This window comes from Vibrio splendidus (genome assembly GCF_024347615.1).
GTDB lineage: Bacteria > Pseudomonadota > Gammaproteobacteria > Enterobacterales > Vibrionaceae > Vibrio > Vibrio splendidus.
Genome location: NZ_AP025509.1, coordinates 371,944 through 390,016, shown reverse-complemented (window position 1 = coordinate 390,016; position 18,073 = coordinate 371,944). Strand labels below are relative to the sequence as shown.

Here is an 18,073-nt window from a genome sequence, read left to right as displayed (position 1 = left end):
TATAAGCCATATGAATAAGAGATTAAATTTTGCGAGTTTGTTGCTCGCTATTACTTGCTACTCTCAGAGTTTTGCGGGTAATCATGAAGACGATTTCTTCCAATATGCTGAAGAAAAAGTGATGCGTGCGGTTTCCAACCAGCGAACGTGGAATGGCCCCACACAAGGCCCTGCTGTGCGCCATGAAAAGAACGTTATTTTTGTCGCGTCTGATTTACGTAATGGTGGCGTTTATGGCGTTGGGAAAGGCATATCTGAAGCCATTTCTAACATCAATTGGCACCTTAGATTCATCGATGGATTAGGCTCAGAAGTGCGCCAAGGTGCAGCTATCAGGAAAGCGATTGGTTTTGAACCCGATGCCATTGTTTTGGGCGGCATTGACGCTGTCCGACACAAAACCATTTTGAAACAAGCTGAAGATCTGGGAATCGTTGTCATTGGATGGCACGCGACTGAACTTGTCGGTGGTAATCCAGAAATAGGTTTATACACCAACATCACCACCGACCCTCTCGATGTGGCGGAAGTGGCCGCGCTACTCGCGATTGTAAACTCAAACGGTCGAGCGAGAACCGTGGTGTTCACCGACCCTAACTATGAAATCGCGATGATCAAAGCCAACGCAATGGTCAATACCATCAAGCGTTGCAGCACTTGTGATGTACTTGAGCTTAACTATTTACCGCTCGATAAAATTGCCGAGCAAATGCCTGCGACATTAAAGAACCTAGATGAGAAGTACGGCGAGAAAGTCACTCATCTCCTGGCAATCAACGACCTGTACATTGACTATGCTATCCCGTCTTTGGAGTCAAACCTCGAGGAGTACCGGTTGATACCACAAAATATCTCAGCGGGTGACGGTAGCAAGGCCGCGTACAAAAGAATCAATAGCGGTCAATTCCAACTGGCAACAGTACCTGAGCCCTTATATCTACAAGGCTGGCAAATAGTCGACGAACTCAACCGAGCATTTAATCACATGCCGCCAAGTGGCTACTCTGCCCCTGTGCATCTCGTCACGCCCGATAATGTTGAAGAGCTCATCAGCCAGTCAGACAAAGGTATCTACGACCCTAAAAATGGCTACCGTGAAGCGTATCTGAAAATTTGGAAGCCACAATGAAATTACCTCAGATAAACATCACCCAACGACTCATTATTTCGAACCTGCTTTCGCTTTTGATTGTCAGCTTTGCTGTCATCATGGTGATTCGATCTCTGTATTACGTCGAGTCGACGCTTAAAAACGAAACTTCGACACACGTATCAGACTTGATTGTTAACTCTGAAATCAGCCGACGCGTATTTACGCTCACCTCTCGAGTTAAGCTACTTGAACAGACTTTTTTGTTCAGTGAAACCACACTGTCGGAAGAAGCATTTAATGTCGATTTCCAGCTTCAACGACTCAGAGACCTATCAACTAACGAAGGTTTCTCGCAAAAAATTGATGCCTTTATCGATAACTTCCATCGTTTCTTAGGCAGTTCGCTCGCATTAAATCGAATTCTAAAGCAGACCAATCAAATCGACGCCGCCTTAGCCGAACAGCTTGACCAGCTCGAATTTGCGATAGCCGACAGCAAGCTTAGGCACTTAGACCAACCAAATTTCATTCGTTATAACAATGAATTAAATCTCATCAACATGTTGAGAGAGTCGTTTCTCACTTCAGGAAAAATGGTTGGAGACATTCACAGTCGCATCACGCCAGAAACGGAGAAAGTACTGCTTATCGAGGTCGAGAAAGAACTCGATATATTCTTACTCCACTTAGAAAACGTTGATATCGAAACGACAGCGGTTATTGCTGAGAAGAAAAGAATCAATCGAACGGTGAAACGATACAACGCCGCTTTGAAGCGCATTAGAGCTAATCTGGAGCAGCGTTGGCTGGTGATGGCTTCACTATTAGTCGCTCAAAGCGACCTGTTGGAGATGGTAGAAAAGACCGAGTCACGCGTACAAAGCCAAGCCTTAGAATTAACCGACCAACTTGAAAAAGAGATCGGTTTATCAAGAATGAACGCCATTATTATCAGTTTTTCAGCCGTCGTATTGTCGATGTTATTGGTTCACCACGTTGTTCGACACCACATTCGAAAGCCACTCAATGCACTGAGACATGGCTTCGATCGTCTTGAGTCTGGAAGCCTAAAAAACCCAATTAACTTGGGCCGAAGTGACGAATGGTCTCACTTAGAGAAAGCCTATAACGATATGGCATCAAGGCTATCTATGGCATACCTAGACCTCACGGAAGAAAAAAAGAACTTCGACTTCCTCGCCCACCACGATCCACTGACCAGTTTGGCAAATCGACTATTGGCAACCAAACAGTTAGATGAAGAGATCAGGAAATCCTATGAGAACAACGCCTCTTTCTTGCTTTTCTACCTCGACATTGACGAGTTTAAGACCATTAATGATTCTTTAGGGCATGCACCAGGTGACAACTTATTAGTCAATGTTGGGCACATATTGAGTAACTTAGTGGGTGATAAAGGATTTGTTGCCCGAATGGGCGGAGACGAGTTCTTGGTTGTTTACTCAAACATTGGGTTAGACGAAGGCGAACCTATCGCAGACCGCTTAAATCAAGCGTTAAGAAAGCCTTATTACATCGATGATAATTCTATCTTTGTATCGGCGAGTATTGGTGTGTGTGAGTACCCTACTCATGGTTTAGATCGTGAAACTCTAATCAGAAATGCGGACACAGCAATGTATCACGCAAAGCGAAACGGCCGAGATCAATATCGCGTCTACGCGGACGAAATGACTCACGAGGTAAATGACTTGATTGAAACCAACATGGGGCTTCATCAAGCCATTGCCAATGACGAGCTTGAAGTCTTCTTCCAACCCAAAGTCAACTTAGACTCGCAAGACATCATTGGTGCCGAGGCTCTAATACGTTGGCGTCACCCTAAACTGGGCTTATTGCCGCCCGTCGATTTCCTTGAGGTTGCAGAAAAAAGTGATCTCATTATCGACATTGATAAATGGGTATTTAAGAAAGTAGCGAATCTGATTACCGAATGGCAACGCGCGGGAATGGACCTACAGGGCGTGATTTTTTCCATCAACTTCTCAGCGAGAATGTTCTATATGACCGATCTCGCAGACCAGTTACAAGCGATACTCGACGAAACGGATTGTCAGCCTAATCAGCTGCTTCTGGAAATCACAGAAAGGGATATGATGCGAGATTTCGAGACCTGTTCAAGGACCATCGAGGTACTTCATTCTAAGGGTTACAAGATCGCTATCGATGATTTTGGAACGGGTTATTCTTCGTTGTCGGTGTTGAAGAATCTTTCCGCCGATTGCGTAAAATTAGATCGAAGCTTTATTGAAGATATTAACTCGTCAAAAGTAGATTATGAGATTACTTGCGCGGTTCTCAAGCTCGCGCAAATACTCGATTTCTCAGTGATTGCAGAAGGCCTTGAAACCCAGAATCATGTAACGACTCTACGCCAGATCGGTTGTAAATACGCTCAAGGCTATTTCTTCGCGCGACCTTTGCCTATTGATGATTGGGTGTCCTACTTCTTGCTTAACTCAGAACAGAACCCAAAAGAGGCTTAGCATCCGTTACTTAAATCAAACAATTCAGTAAGTTAAGTTCCTTCACTGATTTATGATCAAACAAGGGCTGCCTTCGGGCAGCACCAAGCGAAACATATCTGAAGAGTCCCACATGACTCTAACTTGCAGGCCAATATCCCGCTCCCTTGCAATAAACGCCGCTTACCTCAGCTCAGGGATACTGGCTTTCTTTCCATTTAAAATCGCGCGAATGCTTTCTATGACCATGCCCTTTAGAAGCTAACTTGATAACTCTTTTGCTGCCGCTTTGAGCTTAGTGCGCAACCACTTGTGGCTAGGTTCGTTAGTGCGACTGGGGTGCCAAATCATACACATATCGAGGTCTTCCAATTCGAATGGCAAAGGCAGAGTTTTAACGTCATATTTTTCAGAAAAGCAACGCACCGATGACATAGGTAGCACTCCAATGTAATCAGAGCCCTCAATAACAGGCAGCATCTCAACAACGCCAGCAGCTCGATAGACTATTCTACGTTTTTCAAGGTCACTGTAGTGTTCAGAACTCAATAAGCTTCTACGTGCATGCCATCTTGAAACAACCACATGATCAAGTGATAAAAACTGTTCCATATCGATAGTGTCACCAATCGTGGGATGGTCTTTACGACACACCACCACCAGTTCCTCTTTAGAGATCACCTCATGCTTGAGCATGGTTCTTCCTCTTGGCGTCATATCGATAATGACATCATGTCTTTGAAGCCTTAAATCAGACTCGTAATCTTCCGTAAATAGAGGATGAACTTCTAATGCGATACCAGGTGCGACTTGACTGATTAACTGCATGACTCTTGGCATCATTTCATAACTCGCTGCTGAAACGCAGGCAATTGAAAACACACGGCCAGAGGTTTTAGGGTCGAAATCTCTTGATGCTGATAAGGTAGAAGTAAAGTTTTTCAGCGCAGCAGCCATTGCTGGATAGATATCAATAGCGAATGTGGTTGGCTCTACGCCAGAAGTAGTTCGATGAAACAGTGGCTCGTCATAGATATCTCTCAACCTTGCAAGCGCTTTGCTCACAGCTGGTTGGCTTATATCCATGCGATTAGCAGCCCTAGATAAGTTCTGCTCTTCATAAATAGCGACAAATATAGGAATTAGATTGAGTTCGGTACTTTTCATACAGTTCCATATTAAAGAAGCAGGTTCCCTATAGTAGAGAACCTGCCGATTTTGTTCGATGCGAATGACTAAAGTTTGCTACTTAGTTCTATCTTTTAAGTCTGGCAAGGCTTTAGGGATTTTCAAGCGGTCGAAAATTGAACGAGAATTGCTTGAGTTTGATTTATCACTGGGTAATTTACGTAAGCTTTTCCATAAACGAGTAAATACGTTTTTGTCTTCACGCCCTTGTTGAAGCGCTTCACTATCTTCTAGCCAACACTTTTGTCTATCCAATTTACCAAGTTGCGCTTTATCCAGTTCTAGCTGAGAGGTTTCGTTTCGTAATTGACGATAGATAAAGGTTCTCAATGCAGCCCAATTACCTTGCTTAAGCAAACGACGGAATACCAACCAACTCGGTGTTGGGCGGTTCTCGTAATAACGTTTAACAGAAACAAAGCACGCCACACTGAACAACAGTGCCAGACCAACGCTAATAAACACTGACATGTAAGCCTTGATGAAAGATTGGACTGTGTGTTTGGCTTCAAACACATTCCCTTTTATCACCACGGTTTCAAGGCGTTGATTCTTGCTGTCCCACCACTGAAATGAAAACTCTGGCAACGTAAATTCACCGCCCTGCTGAATAACATAAACCGTCTCCTCAATTCGACTGGAACGGTAGTTACCACGATCTTGAGTATCATCTAAACGATTAGGTTGCGGGTAAGCTTGGTACTGCTGGGTCGATTCATTGTTCAACACATCCGGCAGTAATACAGACAAACTGTCTTTGGCCTTGATGGTTACCGTTCGAGTAATGGCATCGCCTACTTTTAAGTTTTCACTCGAGCGTTGCCATTGTTGCTCTGTATCTACTTCTGTTGCAGAAAACCAAGGCGATTCATTATCAAGTAAACCTGAAGGCAACGAAGCTTCAAACTTAATTGGCTGCGTGTAAAGCGTGCCGCCAACGTTAGAACCATCAGGAGCAGAAACTTGAACGCGAACCGGCACGGTTGGAATAACAAACTCGCCAGAAGTCATCGGATAGAGCGTCACTTCCCATCGTTGACGCGACCATGTAGTGCCATTGACCCGTTCCGTGTAATTAGTCGCGAGTTGGTTACGTTGCTTAGCGATCACGTTAGGGATTTCGATACTGCCGATTCGAGTCCCTCCTGTTAACCAGCGCGGCGTCGCCACCTCAATATTCAGAATTACCTGCTCATTAACGCTCACTTTAGTCGGCGTTATCTTATCGCCTGACTTCGGTTTTTCTCCAACCCAAGCGATCAGTTCAACATCACCACTTTTTTGGAGAGCGAAGATATCGGCAGCAGAAGCAACAGCAGGAAAAAACCAACTCAACATAAGAGTCATCGACAGTAACCACTTATGGGCTCTGAATCGCACTCCCTTTGATTGAATGGCTTCAAGAGCTAAATCATATCGACTCATTGGGTTTGCTCCTGTTTTGATGCCTGTTCCTGTTTTGACGCTTGTTCGATGGAAGGTGCAGGGTCTCTTAATTGAATTTGGAACTTGGACTTTAAGAAGAACTTAGGGTCCGCTTCGACTCGTTTTAACCACTTATCGGCAAGCTCTTGGCTACCCAAAATTTCATTGGCATTAAGCGTTTCCTTGAGCATCAATTCCGCTACCGTTTCTTCTTCAGCGCCATCACCCGTTCGCGGCTGATCGTCTTCGAGTTCTAAAGATTCTTCAGGGCCATCTGTGGTCCCGGACTGACTTTCACTGGTTCGGTTAACCTCTTCGACAATCCCACTAAGCACAGCAAGATTATTCTCCACATCCGTTCTTAGTTCTGGTGACAGATCCTCTTTCTCGCTTAATAATTTCAAAAGGTTTCGTGCGGCAAGGTATTCTCGCTGTCGAGCTAAAGCACTCGCGGCATTATACAAACCATAATCGGTTTTGGTTTGCAGGAATGCACTGTGTGCGAGCTTAAAATCACGAGCATAGTAGTAAGCCGCACCTTTTCTCATTGGGTCAGTAAAATGTTTTGCCGCTTCAAGGTATTCTTTCTGATTCAACAGGCGTTGACCTTGTTGGTCAGGCGTTAACCATAAGTCCCACCACCATTGAGCTGTTTTGTCCCAAGCCGTAAGCGACTCCACCACAACCGGTTTATCAGCGGTTAAGTTGACCGTTTTCGCCAAAGTGCTTGGTGAATAGATGCTGCCCGAAATCACTAGACCAACGACACACCACTGCACCAACCATCCTTTTCTGAACCACAACAACATGATAATCGCCATTGGGATAAGCAAGCCATAGCCCATGTCTTTCCAAGGCATTGAAGATTCGCCGTTGAGCTGCATGTTTCTTTCAACCGCTCTGTTCAGTTGTTGGATATCCGAATCATCAACGGTCACCTCAACCACTCGTCCACCCGTCTTACTCGCTAAGTTACGCAATGAATCTAGGTCGACTGGGTTATCGCTCACCACATTACTGTTTCCTGCGGCTAGAATGAGCAACTGATACGGATTGTCGTTAAAGAAACTCTCGTACGCCCTAATGGTGCTTGGGTTTACACCATCTAATACCAGCAGTACAGAAGAGCCTAACTCACCAGACAGTTGCTGATTAATCAATGGCAATGCTTCTTCTGCTGACTTACCTGATACCGGCATGATATCGGGTGTAATAGCCGCTAGAAACGGTTCGAATACCTTGCTGTCTTGAGTGACGGGCATCGCGACGTGTGCGCTGCCTGCATAAACCACTAAGCCCGTATTACCGCCTTTCCGAGCTGCTAATAAGTCTCTAATCTTCTGCTTAGATCGCTCCAAGCGACTCGGTGGTAAGTCTTTAGCGAGCATAGATTCACTGTTATCAAGCACAACCAACATCGACGCTTTGTCTTCACCAAAAGGCGAAGCCTCACGCTGCCATGTTGGGCCAGAACAGATAATGATGGCGATAGTTACAATCACCACCAATAGCTTCAATGGCAGTTGCTTACGCCAGCCTGTTTCGCCAATCGTCAATGCATCACGTAAGTGTGCAGGTAGAATGTCTTTCCACGTTGGTTTGGTCTCTTCTCTCCAACGAACCCATAACAGGAAGAACATCGGAATAAAGGCCAACAACCACAAAGGTCGGATAAAATGAAACTGGGTGAAGAACTGCTGTAGAGTGAGAGAATCAGGCATCATCCTCTCCTTTCAATTTTTTAGTTTTAGAAGCCAAAAGCGATCTTCTACGTAAAGTCGCCAGACTAAAGGCCGTCAAATACATCACAACAACAATCGCCATTAAGTAATGGTGCAGTCCCTGTTTAGGACGATAAGTGGTACTTTCATATAACTGTGGTTCTAGTTCACCGATTTGAGCGTAGGCTTTGGTTAGTTCGTCGCGGTTAAGCGCCTCAAAGGCTTCGCCACCAGACTCTTGAGCCACTCGTTTGATGGTTTCCATATCCAAAGCCACTTCACCAACGGTTTGTGGGTCACCCATGGCGATCACGTGAATACGAACGCCTTTCGCCTTCGCCACTTTGGCGGCATCAATCGGTTCAACAAAGCTTCCCGTATCATTACCGTCGGTTAGTACGATCACGACCTTCTCTTTTTCGTTGGCATCAACACTTGAATCTTGAACCGCAGCACTTTGCTTTTCGCTTTGTTCAAACACCTTAATCGCCAAGCCAATTGCATCACCTAAGTGCGTGCTTTGCCCTGCCATAGCGACATCGGTTTGATTAAGCAGTTCAAGCCACACATCTTGGTCAGCTGTAAACGGTGTTTGTACAAACGCTGCATCACCAAAAAGAATCAAACCGAGTCGATCCCCTTTTCGGGTAGTCGCAAAATCAGCCAGCACTTCTTTGGTCGCGTCCAAACGAGATATTTTATCGCCCCGCTTAGAGGTAAAGTCTTGTTCTGCCATTGAGCCAGATAAATCGACCACTACCATCACATCACGACCTAATTGTTCGCGAACTTGCGGCTCACCAAGAATGGTTGGTTTAGCGAGCGCGCACACCACTAATGCCCAAGTAATAATGAGCGTGGTTCGTTGCCACCAGCTTGGTGTTAGCTGGCTTGCCCCTTCAGACGGCGCTTCACCAATCGCTTCAACCAATTCACTGAAAAATGGCACCTTGATGGCCATTTGTTTGGTGCGATAAGCAGGTACGGCGAAATAAACGAGTAAAGGCAAAGGTAGTGCGATAAGCCACAGCGGATGCGCAAATTCAAAGCTGGAAGATAAAACATCAAACATTGTCTTGCCCCTCAACCGTTACCTGTACATTCGGCTTGTGAATTTTTAGCCACATCATCGCGGTTTGAATTACCTCTAAACGCTGTTCAAAGCTCAAACGCACATTAGGGTCAATTAGGCTTTGCATCCATAATTCCGAAACTTCATAGGTAAAGAACGCATTGCTGTTTTCACTTGTGTTAGCGCTACCAGGCAGATAAGCGTTTAGACAGTTTACATAGTCTTGTCCAAACAGCTTTGCATTACTGCTGTCTAGGTAACGAAGCACCACTTTCAGTACTTTGAAGGTTCGTTCTGTTGAATTTTTGTCTCGTGCATCCAATACCATGAGCTCTTGAAGCGCTTCTTTGCGATAACGGTTATTCCACCATTTCTGCGCCAAACGATAAACCAGATAGATAGCGACCAATAACAGAATAACGCCAAAGATCTTCCAGCCGATCGTTTGAGGAGCCCAGCTCACACTGTCAGGAATCGCTACATCGTGCAGTTCGCGGAGGATATAAGTACTTGGGGGAGTATGTTCAACAGCCATTTAGCGCCCTCCCACTAGCTTCTGCAGCTGCGATATGTGATTGCCTGACGTGTCTAATTCAATATAAGGGAGGTTTTTCATCGCCATCAATTTAGCAAGGGACTGTTTCTGAAGTGCCGCTTTCTGAGCAAGACTTTCACTCGCGAGGTTTACCTTAGATTGGCTATCCAGATTAAGTTGAAAACGACCATCACCCACCACCCAGTTTGCGCTGGCAAGATCTTGAGGCAATGACTGTTCTAATGGATCGGTGACCATAATGGCCAAGATATCGTTGTGTTGCTGTAACTGCTTTAGTCGATCGAGATGTTGTTCTCGGCAGTCTCGCCAGTCACTAATGAATATCAAGGTTGATTGCTTGAGTCTCATTCGCTTGATCAGTTCAATCCACTGGCTAAAACCAACACCCTCGCTGTCACTCACACTCACGTCTAAGCTTTGATTAGCCTTGGTAAGATGCTTTAACTGAGCCAGTAAATCAGACTGTGAACGCTGCGCTTTGGTATGAAACAGTTTTTGGTGTGAGGCTAAAACGAAGCCGACACGGTCACCATCTTTTAGCACTCGCCACCCACACAGTGCCGCCACTTCAGCAGCCACAACAGATTTCATGGTGTTTTGAGAGGCAAAGAACATCGAACTGCGCTGATCGACACAGATCATCACATTACGGTCTTTCTCTTCGGTATAGCTACGAACATGAGGCTTACCCGTTCGCATGGTAACTTTCCAATCGAGATTACGGATATCATCACCCAATTGGTAATGACGTAATTCTTCGAAGTTCAAACCACGACCACGGAACAAAGAGTTATGTCTGCCCGAAAGTACGCTGCCCGCTTTTAAATGAGGTAACAGTGAAAATGACTCAGCTTGAGCCTGAATTCGCACTAACCTTGAATAGTCACAGTACAGTCGAGGATCAAGGCCTTGCGGTTTGGGAGCTTGTGTTGGCTTCGCCATGACGCCCCCTAGTTATCCAATCTCAACATTATCAAGCAGTTCTTCAACCACTCTTTGATGGTCAACACCATCGGCCAATGCATCGTAAGACAACGAGAATCGGTGGCCTAATACGGTTGGCAACATGGCACGCACATCGTCTAACGTGACGTGGTCACGCCCTTGCAGCCACGCATAAGCGCGAGCACATTTATCCAATGAAATAGAAGCGCGAGGACTTGAACCAATTTCAATCCATTTCGATAAGTCTGATTCTGGATAACGCTCAGGTTTTCGTGTAGCCATTACCAAAGCCACGATGTAGTTCTCAACTAAATCGGAAACGGTAATGTCTGGAAGTTGGCGGCGCGCTTCAAGCACCAATTCAGGTTCAATATGCTGTGGCGTGACTAATTCCGAACTCGTCTCGCTACCGAGTTCCTCACTGCGCACAAGTCGAATGATGTCGCGTTCAGCTTCATCTTCTGGATAGTCGACCGTGACTTTCATAATGAAACGGTCCATCTGTGCTTCAGGCAGTGGATACGTACCTTCTTGCTCAACTGGGTTTTGCGTAGCGAGCACCATGAATAGATCAGGTAGGATATGAGTTTGACCACCCACCGTAATCGTTCCTTCCGCCATGGCTTCAAGCAGAGCCGCTTGTACCTTTGCAGGAGCACGGTTCACTTCATCGGCTAAAACAATACAGTTGAAAATAGGACCCGGTTGAAAGTGCAACTGAGGCTTTCCATCAAGCTCTTGATACACTTCTGTACCGGTTACATCTGATGGCAGCAGGTCAGGCGTAAACTGAATTCGACCAAAACTGGTGTTCAGTAGGTTCGCCAGCGATTTCACTGAACGAGTTTTCGCTGTACCGGGAAGTCCCTCTAAAAGCACATGCCCATTAGTCAATAACCCTATCACCAGAGCCCGAACGACGTGGCTCTGACCGATAACACTTTTCTCTGTTTGTTCAATCAGTTGGTTTATTGCTTGTTGCGCATGGTTCATAGGTCTTCCCTTAATTCAATCTGGCTGCGTACATCCTACTCACAAGCCCCATAACTATTAGTTATACACGTGATAATTGTTCATCAGCGCGATAAGTTATAAACGTGATAATTGCTCATAAGCGAGACAATTAATTACAAGCGGAATAAGCAGCAAGCACGATAGCCAAGCTCACCTCATCGCTTTATTTAAACTTAGCTTTCAATTGGTTAATGGCCTCCGGCGGTGCCACCTTGCTCAGTGATGAAATACATTGCTCAAACGCCTTTGGTACGCCCGGTATAAGGCTGTTTCGCGCCAACACTTCACACTGGGCATACAAGTGCTGTGGGTTACGGCTAAATTGGTAAGCCTTGTGCAGTGATTGACTTGCTGCAAGCACATCAGATTTCTCCAAAGCCAATCCGTACACATACCAATATTGTGGGTCGGTTTGCGCAGTTTCAGCGGCTTGTTTAAGGTAGTCCGTTGCTTGTTCGTAATCTTTCACTCGAAGCAGAGATAACCCTGTACTGTAGGGCAATACACTCGATTTCGGCTGAGCTTCAATACCTTGCTTCAACGTCGACAACGCTTTTGCTTCGTTACCTTGCGCTCGATACAAATCCGCCAAGTTGGCGTAGCTGTTTTCGAAGTAAGGCTCAATCTCGATAGCACCTTGATAGAACTCAATCGCTTTATCGTGCTGACCTAGATCGCGGTAAACGTTGCCTAGGTTAGTTCGTCCAAATCCTCTATCGGCATTAAATTGCTGTATCTCAATGTACTCTTCCAATGCAGGCTTGATTTGATCTTTCTGCAGAGGGTTCATTTCTCCCCAATAACGTACCAATGCACCTGCGGTTTCTGAACGAATCGACAATACAGGGTCTTTCAGTAGCGGCTCTAGAATTTGCCAACGGTCAGTGAATTGGAAACCAGACGAGCCTTGCACAACGCCCAAACGGATCATTTCATCATCATGTTTCACCGCTCTTGCTAGCGAGATAAGCGTATTCTTACCCGTATTGCCGCCCAAACGTTCTAAGCTCGATGCACGAATGATATTGCTTAAGCTGGAGTCCTGAGCCGAGTATGCCAACGCATCCTCTGCCCCTCTGTGCCCTATTGAGTCAGCATAAAAGGGAACGGCAAAATGCTGCTGATTACGATACTTAGAATCTGGGAACCACTCACCGATTTGCTTATCTGCCCACTGGTCGGTTTGATCTTCATGACAGCTAGTACACACGTTCGGCGTTTTAATGTGTTGGCTAATATCAGGACGCGGGATATGCCAACTGTGGTCGCGTCTTGGGTCGACCTCCATGTAAGTCGTCTCTGGCATGTGACAAGTCGTACATTGTGAAGCTTCGGTATTCGCCTCGTGGAAGGTGTGCTTTTCAGGCGTGTACTCTGATGCAATGTGACATTGGCTACACACCGCTTCTTCGGCAATTTTCAGTTCTGCAGTATGTGGATCGTGACAGTTAGTACATGTGACGCCTTTTTCAGCCATCACTGATTGCAAGAAAGATCCGTAAACGTAATCTTCATCGTAGATTTGACCATCGTTATGGTAAAGCTCAGGAGTAATCAAACTTAGACGATACTTATCAAAGAAAGACCCGTTAACGTGATCTCCAGTTTCATTTAACTGAGTACGTCTGCTGTGGCATTGCGCACAGGTTTGAACCTGATTGGTATGGATGATGTCTTTTGGTTGTAGGGTTGAGTTGCCCTCTTGGTAGACCCATTCTTTCACCGACTTCGACAAGTCGCGATCAAAGCCATAATGCGCCGAGACTTGAGCATCCTTTTCGCCATTCGCTTTGGCTAGCTGGGCCTGCTCAACGTGCTCGCTTGCAGGTCCATGACACGCTTCACAACCGACATTAATCTCAGACCAAGTAGTGTTATAGGTATTACTCGCGCTGTCGTAGTTTTTCTCTAGATTCGTTGAGTGGCAATCGGCACACATGAAGTTCCAGTTTTGACCGCTATTGGTCCAGTAGAATTCGTCAGTGTTGGTGGTATCCGGGTAGAGGTTAAACCAGCGTTGACCGCCTTCGCCCTCAGTGCGAGAGTCCCAAGCGAAAGGAATCAACTGTACTCGACCGTCTTCAAACTCAACCATGTAGTGTTGTAATGGTTCAAAGGCAAAGGTATAGCTGATTTTGTAATCTTTGAATTGCCCGTCTGGGCCTTCGATATTGACCCAGAACTCTTCACCCTTGCGAAAAAATCGGTTGAGTTTACCGCCATGAGTGACCGTTTGATCGTTGAAATCGCCTAATACAGGTTCATCTGTAGCGTGTTTCATCGCCATGTCATGATGAGAGCCCTGCCACGCTTCGACTTCTTCACTATGACAATCAACACAAGCTTCCGATCCGACATACGTGGCTTTAGAGCCGATAGGTAAAACATCAGAGCTAGCGTGTGAAGCTACAGAACTGAGCTTTGAAGCCTCAGTGTTGCTATTAGGATCTTGCTCGTTGGCATAGGTGCTCAAACTGAACAGCGACAACATAAGTGGAGACAAGATTACGGATAATACTGCGACTCTCTGGTGTTTCAATCCGTTCACTAGCGAGCACAACCATGCAGACATAACATTCCTTGTTTTTATACATCCTTATGCTTACTAAGGTAGACGTAAAAACGACTAAAATACAATTATTTAGTGGCAATGATCATGATAGTTGTGATTCATATTCACGACCGGGATTTACTCATCGATATGCGCATAAAAAAAGAGCTCCTAGGAGCTCTTTCGTGTTATCAGTTTCATCAAGCTATCAGTTTCAATAAACCAAAGCTTACTTATTATGGTTCTCTTGAAGTTTCTCCATAACCTGATCCAAGCTAAAGCTTGCTGCTTTTTGGCGTGGTGGGTATTCGGCAAACGTTTCTAAGAACTCGCCTACATACGCTTGCGCAGGAACGAACATATAAGCATGGTCTAACAACCAGTCGTAGTATGTGTTCGATGTAATGTCTGCGTTTTCGTATGGGTCCATACGCAGGTTAAACAGCTTAGGAAGACGTAACGTCACAAACGGTTCTGACCAAATCTGCATGGTACCCGTTGCACGTTGCTCCATGAACACCGCTTTCCATTGGTTGTAACGAAGCGCCGCTAAATCGCCATCATCGGTAAAGTAGAAGATCTCTGAACGACGGCCTTTTTCTTCTTCACCCGTTAGGTAAGGAAGGAAGTTATAACCATCTAAGTGAACCTTAAACGTTTTATCACCGGCAGTATGACCTTTCAGCAATTTCTCTTTGATTTGGTCATCACCAGCAGCGGCAACGAAGGTTGGCATCCAGTCCATGTGGTGCATGATTTCATTGGATACGGTTCCAGGTTCAATCTTACCAGGCCAACGGACCATTACTGGTACACGGTATGCGCCTTCCCAGTTAGTGTTTTTCTCACCACGGAACGGGGTTGTACCCGCATCAGGCCAAGAGTTCATGTGTGGGCCGTTATCCGTTGAGTAGAAAACGATGGTGTTGTCTTTGATTCCCAACTCATCCACTTGCTTCAATAGTTGCCCAACGTGTCGATCGTGCTCAACCATACCATCTGCGTAATTACCGACACCGGTCACACCTTTACTATCGGCTTTCACGTGCGTTCTAAAGTGCATACGTGTTGCGTTCCACCAAACGAAGAATGGCTTGTCCGCTTTCACTGCGCGATCCATGAAATCAAGTGCCGCGTCTAGTGTTTCTTCATCGACCGTTTCCATACGCTTACGCGTCAGTGGACCCGTATCTTCAATCTTGCCATCAGCGAATGACTTAATAACACCACGCGGACCGAACTTCTTACGAAACTCAGGATCGGTTGGGTAATCTTCATTCTCTGGTTCTTCTTCAGCATTCAGGTGGTAAAGGTTGCCAAAAAATTCGTCAAACCCGTGTGCTGTTGGAAGGAATTCATCTTTATCGCCAAGGTGGTTTTTACCAAATTGACCTGTCATGTAACCCATAGGTTTCAGCATTTCTGCGATTGTCGCGTCTTCCGCTTGCAAGCCAATGTCTGCGCCCGGCAAGCCTACTTTACTCAAACCCGTTCGTAATACACTTTGTCCCGTAATAAAGGTAGAGCGACCCGCAGTACACGATTGTTCAGCGTAATAATCGGTAAACATCATCCCTTCTTTGGCGATGCTATCAATATTAGGCGTTTTGTAACCCATTAAACCAAAGGTGTATGCGCTAACATTAGACTGTCCAATATCATCCCCCCAAATCACGAGAATATTTGGTTTTTCAGCTGCGAATGTGGTGGTGGAGGCCGCCATCATCGCCGTACCCAAAATCGCTAAACGACGTTTAACGCCATATTTCGCTGTCATAGAAACCTCTTCGTAAGTTATTTGCATCCTGCCCTACAACGTATAGTCCATTTTTTAAGCATGCGCGAGGTTCGCTAAGCTATTAATCTTTTTGTCATTTTTTATTCAGATACAGGTGCAGAAGTTATCGATAAGGTTTACGGCGACAAACATGATAAGGATCACACATGTTATCTAAGGGTTTCTGGTAACCATCAGCCTAAATTCAATTTAATCAGCAAGTTAACCATGCATCATAACGATTGGTTATAAGCACTATAAAAGGACGGAATGGAATTTTGGGAATAACATTTGCTCATCGATGTGTTGTTCTAACGCATTAATCTTAAAAGTGAATCGGAGTCCTTATGGGTACTAAAATTAATAAACTAGCATTAGGTGTTGGCTTATTAGCAGCTTCTTCAGCGGCAACAGCAGCAGAAAAACCAAACATTCTTGCTATCTGGGGTGATGACATTGGTGTATTCAACATCAGTGCATACAACAACGGTATGATGGGTTACGAAACACCTAACATCGACCGTATTGCTAACGAAGGCGCACTATTTACTGACCACTACGGTCAACAATCGTGTACTGCTGGTCGTGCTGCATTCCTAACCGGTCAAGAACCTTTCCGTACAGGTCTACTGACTATCGGTATGCCAGGTTCGGACCACGGTATCCCTGATTGGGCTCCAACGATCGCAGACCTTCTTAAAGAACAAGGCTACATGACAGCTCAGTTCGGTAAGAACCACATGGGTGACCAAGACAAACACCTTCCAACGAACCACGGTTTTGACCAGTTCTTCGGTAACCTGTACCACCTAAACGCGGAAGAAGAGCCAGAGACTTACTACTACCCTAAAGATCCTGAGTTCCGTAAGAACTTTGGCCCTCGTGGTGTAATCAAATCGACTTCTGACGGTAAGATTGAAGATACAGGCCCAATGACGCGTAAGCGTATGGAGCACGCAGATGAAGAGTTCCTAGAAGAATCTCTAGCGTTCATGGAAAAAGCAGTGAAAGCTGACAAACCATTCTTCATCTGGCACAACACCACTCGTATGCACGTGTGGACTCGTCTACAAGAGAAATACCAAGGTAAATCTGGTATCAGCATCTACGCAGACGGCATGCTAGAGCACGATGACCAAGTGGGTATCCTTCTAGACAAGCTTGATGAGCTTAAAATCGCAGACAACACAATCGTCATCTACTCGACCGATAACGGTGCAGAGACAGTTTCTTGGCCTGATGGCGGTGCAACGTACTTCCACGGTGAGAAAGGTACAACTTACGAAGGTGGTATGCGTGTTCCTCAGTTAGTTCGCTGGCCTGGTACTATCAAACCGGGAACTAAGATCAACGATATCATGGGGCACCAAGACTGGATCCCGACTCTACTAGCAGCTGCTGGTGATGATAAAGTGGTTGAGAAACTTGCGTCTGATAAAGGTGCAACTTACAACGGTAAAAACTGGCGTGTTCACCTAGATGGTTACAACTTCCTGCCTTACTTCCAAGGCAAAGAAGAGAAAGGCCCTCGTGACAGCATGCTTTACTTCTCTGCTAACGCTGAGCTAAACGCAGTTCGTTGGAATGACTTCAAGATTTCGTTCGCAGTAATGGACGGTAACATTGTTGATGCAGTTCGCTTCCAACCAAACTGGCCTCAAGTAGTTCACCTACGTGCTGACCCATTCGAAAAAGCACCACACGAATCGGGCATGTACCTACGCTGGATGGCAGACAACATGTGGCTATTCGTACCAGTAGGCGGCAAAGTACAAGAGTTCATGAACACGCTGCCTGACTACCCAATGCAGCAAAGCCAAGTGTTGAATCCTGGTAACTTCAACCAAAATGCTTACATGCTTCAAGGTAAACTTAAGCAACTAGAAGCGGCAGCAGCGCAAGCTAAATAAGTCCTTCTAGACCATGTGATTCAAGCCGTTTAGAAAGTACATGATGTAATACCAAAGCCGTGGTCACTCTATGCAGTTACCACGGCTTTTCTACGTCTGGCACTTGTTTTCTGTATCTGTATCTGTATCTGTATCTGTATCTGTATCTGTATCTGTATCTGTATCTTAAAAATCCGAGTTTTATACAACAAGGTCTTTTCGAATTGACCGTTAGGTCACTAACTTGCCCTACGTAACGCGTTGTTTCTAACGATCCTTGCTCCTTGTCATTCAACGATTCAATGACTTCATCTTGGCCCTCTCCTCTCGTTACACCATCTTCTTGCAACATTATC

Annotated in this window: 12 protein-coding genes and 1 pseudogene; 3 read left to right on the top strand and 10 right to left on the bottom strand. The window is 45.5% G+C overall.

All coding sequences use genetic code 11. The features are described 5' to 3' along the window. Nucleotides 1–10 precede the first annotated feature (10 nt). On the top strand, nt 11–1,129 hold the full coding sequence (locus OCU90_RS19135) for a substrate-binding domain-containing protein (RefSeq protein WP_004730499.1): 1,119 nt from the start codon (nt 11–13) through the stop codon (nt 1,127–1,129). Next, nucleotides 1,126–3,600, top strand: a complete 2,475-nt coding sequence (locus OCU90_RS19130) for an EAL domain-containing protein (protein ID WP_061023030.1) — start codon at nt 1,126–1,128, stop codon at nt 3,598–3,600. The genes OCU90_RS19135 and OCU90_RS19130 overlap by 4 nt, the downstream gene beginning before the upstream one ends. Before the next feature lie 81 nt (nt 3,601–3,681). Here OCU90_RS19130 and OCU90_RS26130 read toward each other — a convergent pair. The 10 genes and pseudogenes from OCU90_RS26130 to OCU90_RS19085 form a co-directional block, all read right to left on the bottom strand. Beyond that, nucleotides 3,682–3,822, bottom strand: a pseudogene (locus OCU90_RS26130) (lipid kinase YegS); the annotation flags it as partial. Nucleotides 3,823–3,840: 18 nt separating this feature from the next. Next, entirely contained in the window at nt 3,841–4,746 is a 906-nt protein-coding gene (locus OCU90_RS19125; protein ID WP_004730495.1) for a LysR family transcriptional regulator, read from the bottom strand. Nucleotides 4,747–4,824: 78 nt separating this feature from the next. Next, nucleotides 4,825–6,192: a BatD family protein gene (locus OCU90_RS19120; RefSeq protein WP_061023032.1), complete on the bottom strand. Its 1,368-nt coding sequence runs from the start codon at nt 6,190–6,192 to the stop codon at nt 4,825–4,827. After that, nucleotides 6,189–7,913, bottom strand: coding sequence for a VWA domain-containing protein (locus tag OCU90_RS19115; RefSeq protein ID WP_061023034.1), 1,725 nt, complete (start codon nt 7,911–7,913; stop codon nt 6,189–6,191). The genes OCU90_RS19120 and OCU90_RS19115 overlap by 4 nt, the downstream gene beginning before the upstream one ends. Beyond that, a complete protein-coding gene (locus OCU90_RS19110) occupies nt 7,906–8,985 on the bottom strand; it encodes a vWA domain-containing protein (protein ID WP_061023035.1) in 1,080 nt (359 codons plus the stop codon). The genes OCU90_RS19115 and OCU90_RS19110 overlap by 8 nt, the downstream gene beginning before the upstream one ends. Continuing rightward, a complete protein-coding gene (locus tag OCU90_RS19105; protein ID WP_061023037.1) occupies nt 8,978–9,520 on the bottom strand; it encodes a DUF4381 domain-containing protein in 543 nt (180 codons plus the stop codon). Before OCU90_RS19105 ends, OCU90_RS19110 begins: the two co-directional genes overlap by 8 nt. Beyond that, the gene (locus OCU90_RS19100; RefSeq protein WP_017080116.1) at nt 9,521–10,483 is read right to left on the bottom strand and encodes a DUF58 domain-containing protein; all 963 of its coding nucleotides are present in this window, start codon (nt 10,481–10,483) and stop codon (nt 9,521–9,523) included. Nucleotides 10,484–10,495: 12 nt separating this feature from the next. Continuing rightward, complete coding sequence (locus OCU90_RS19095; RefSeq protein WP_017082359.1) at nt 10,496–11,479, bottom strand: AAA family ATPase; 984 nt, start codon at nt 11,477–11,479, stop codon at nt 10,496–10,498. Nucleotides 11,480–11,663: 184 nt separating this feature from the next. Then, a complete protein-coding gene (locus tag OCU90_RS19090) occupies nt 11,664–14,072 on the bottom strand; it encodes a tetratricopeptide repeat protein (RefSeq protein ID WP_061023039.1) in 2,409 nt (802 codons plus the stop codon). Nucleotides 14,073–14,280: 208 nt separating this feature from the next. After that, the gene (locus OCU90_RS19085; RefSeq protein WP_061023041.1) at nt 14,281–15,828 is read right to left on the bottom strand and encodes an arylsulfatase; all 1,548 of its coding nucleotides are present in this window, start codon (nt 15,826–15,828) and stop codon (nt 14,281–14,283) included. A 347-nt stretch (nt 15,829–16,175) separates the two neighbouring features. Here OCU90_RS19085 and OCU90_RS19080 point away from each other — a divergent pair, with 347 nt between their 5' ends. After that, a complete protein-coding gene (locus OCU90_RS19080) occupies nt 16,176–17,738 on the top strand; it encodes an arylsulfatase (protein ID WP_012600756.1) in 1,563 nt (520 codons plus the stop codon). Nucleotides 17,739–18,073: the final 335 nt, after the last annotated feature.

Coding starts and splice junctions, on each gene's coding strand:
- OCU90_RS19135 (WP_004730499.1), top strand. CDS start 11: ATGAATAAGAGATTAAATTTTGCGAGTTTGTTGCTCGCTATTACTTGC.
- OCU90_RS19130 (WP_061023030.1), top strand. CDS start 1,126: ATGAAATTACCTCAGATAAACATCACCCAACGACTCATTATTTCGAAC.
- OCU90_RS19125 (WP_004730495.1), bottom strand. CDS start 4,746: ATGAAAAGTACCGAACTCAATCTAATTCCTATATTTGTCGCTATTTAT.
- OCU90_RS19120 (WP_061023032.1), bottom strand. CDS start 6,192: ATGAGTCGATATGATTTAGCTCTTGAAGCCATTCAATCAAAGGGAGTG.
- OCU90_RS19115 (WP_061023034.1), bottom strand. CDS start 7,913: ATGCCTGATTCTCTCACTCTACAGCAGTTCTTCACCCAGTTTCATTTT.
- OCU90_RS19110 (WP_061023035.1), bottom strand. CDS start 8,985: ATGTTTGATGTTTTATCTTCCAGCTTTGAATTTGCGCATCCGCTGTGG.
- OCU90_RS19105 (WP_061023037.1), bottom strand. CDS start 9,520: ATGGCTGTTGAACATACTCCCCCAAGTACTTATATCCTCCGCGAACTG.
- OCU90_RS19100 (WP_017080116.1), bottom strand. CDS start 10,483: ATGGCGAAGCCAACACAAGCTCCCAAACCGCAAGGCCTTGATCCTCGA.
- OCU90_RS19095 (WP_017082359.1), bottom strand. CDS start 11,479: ATGAACCATGCGCAACAAGCAATAAACCAACTGATTGAACAAACAGAG.
- OCU90_RS19090 (WP_061023039.1), bottom strand. CDS start 14,072: ATGTCTGCATGGTTGTGCTCGCTAGTGAACGGATTGAAACACCAGAGA.
- OCU90_RS19085 (WP_061023041.1), bottom strand. CDS start 15,828: ATGACAGCGAAATATGGCGTTAAACGTCGTTTAGCGATTTTGGGTACG.
- OCU90_RS19080 (WP_012600756.1), top strand. CDS start 16,176: ATGGGTACTAAAATTAATAAACTAGCATTAGGTGTTGGCTTATTAGCA.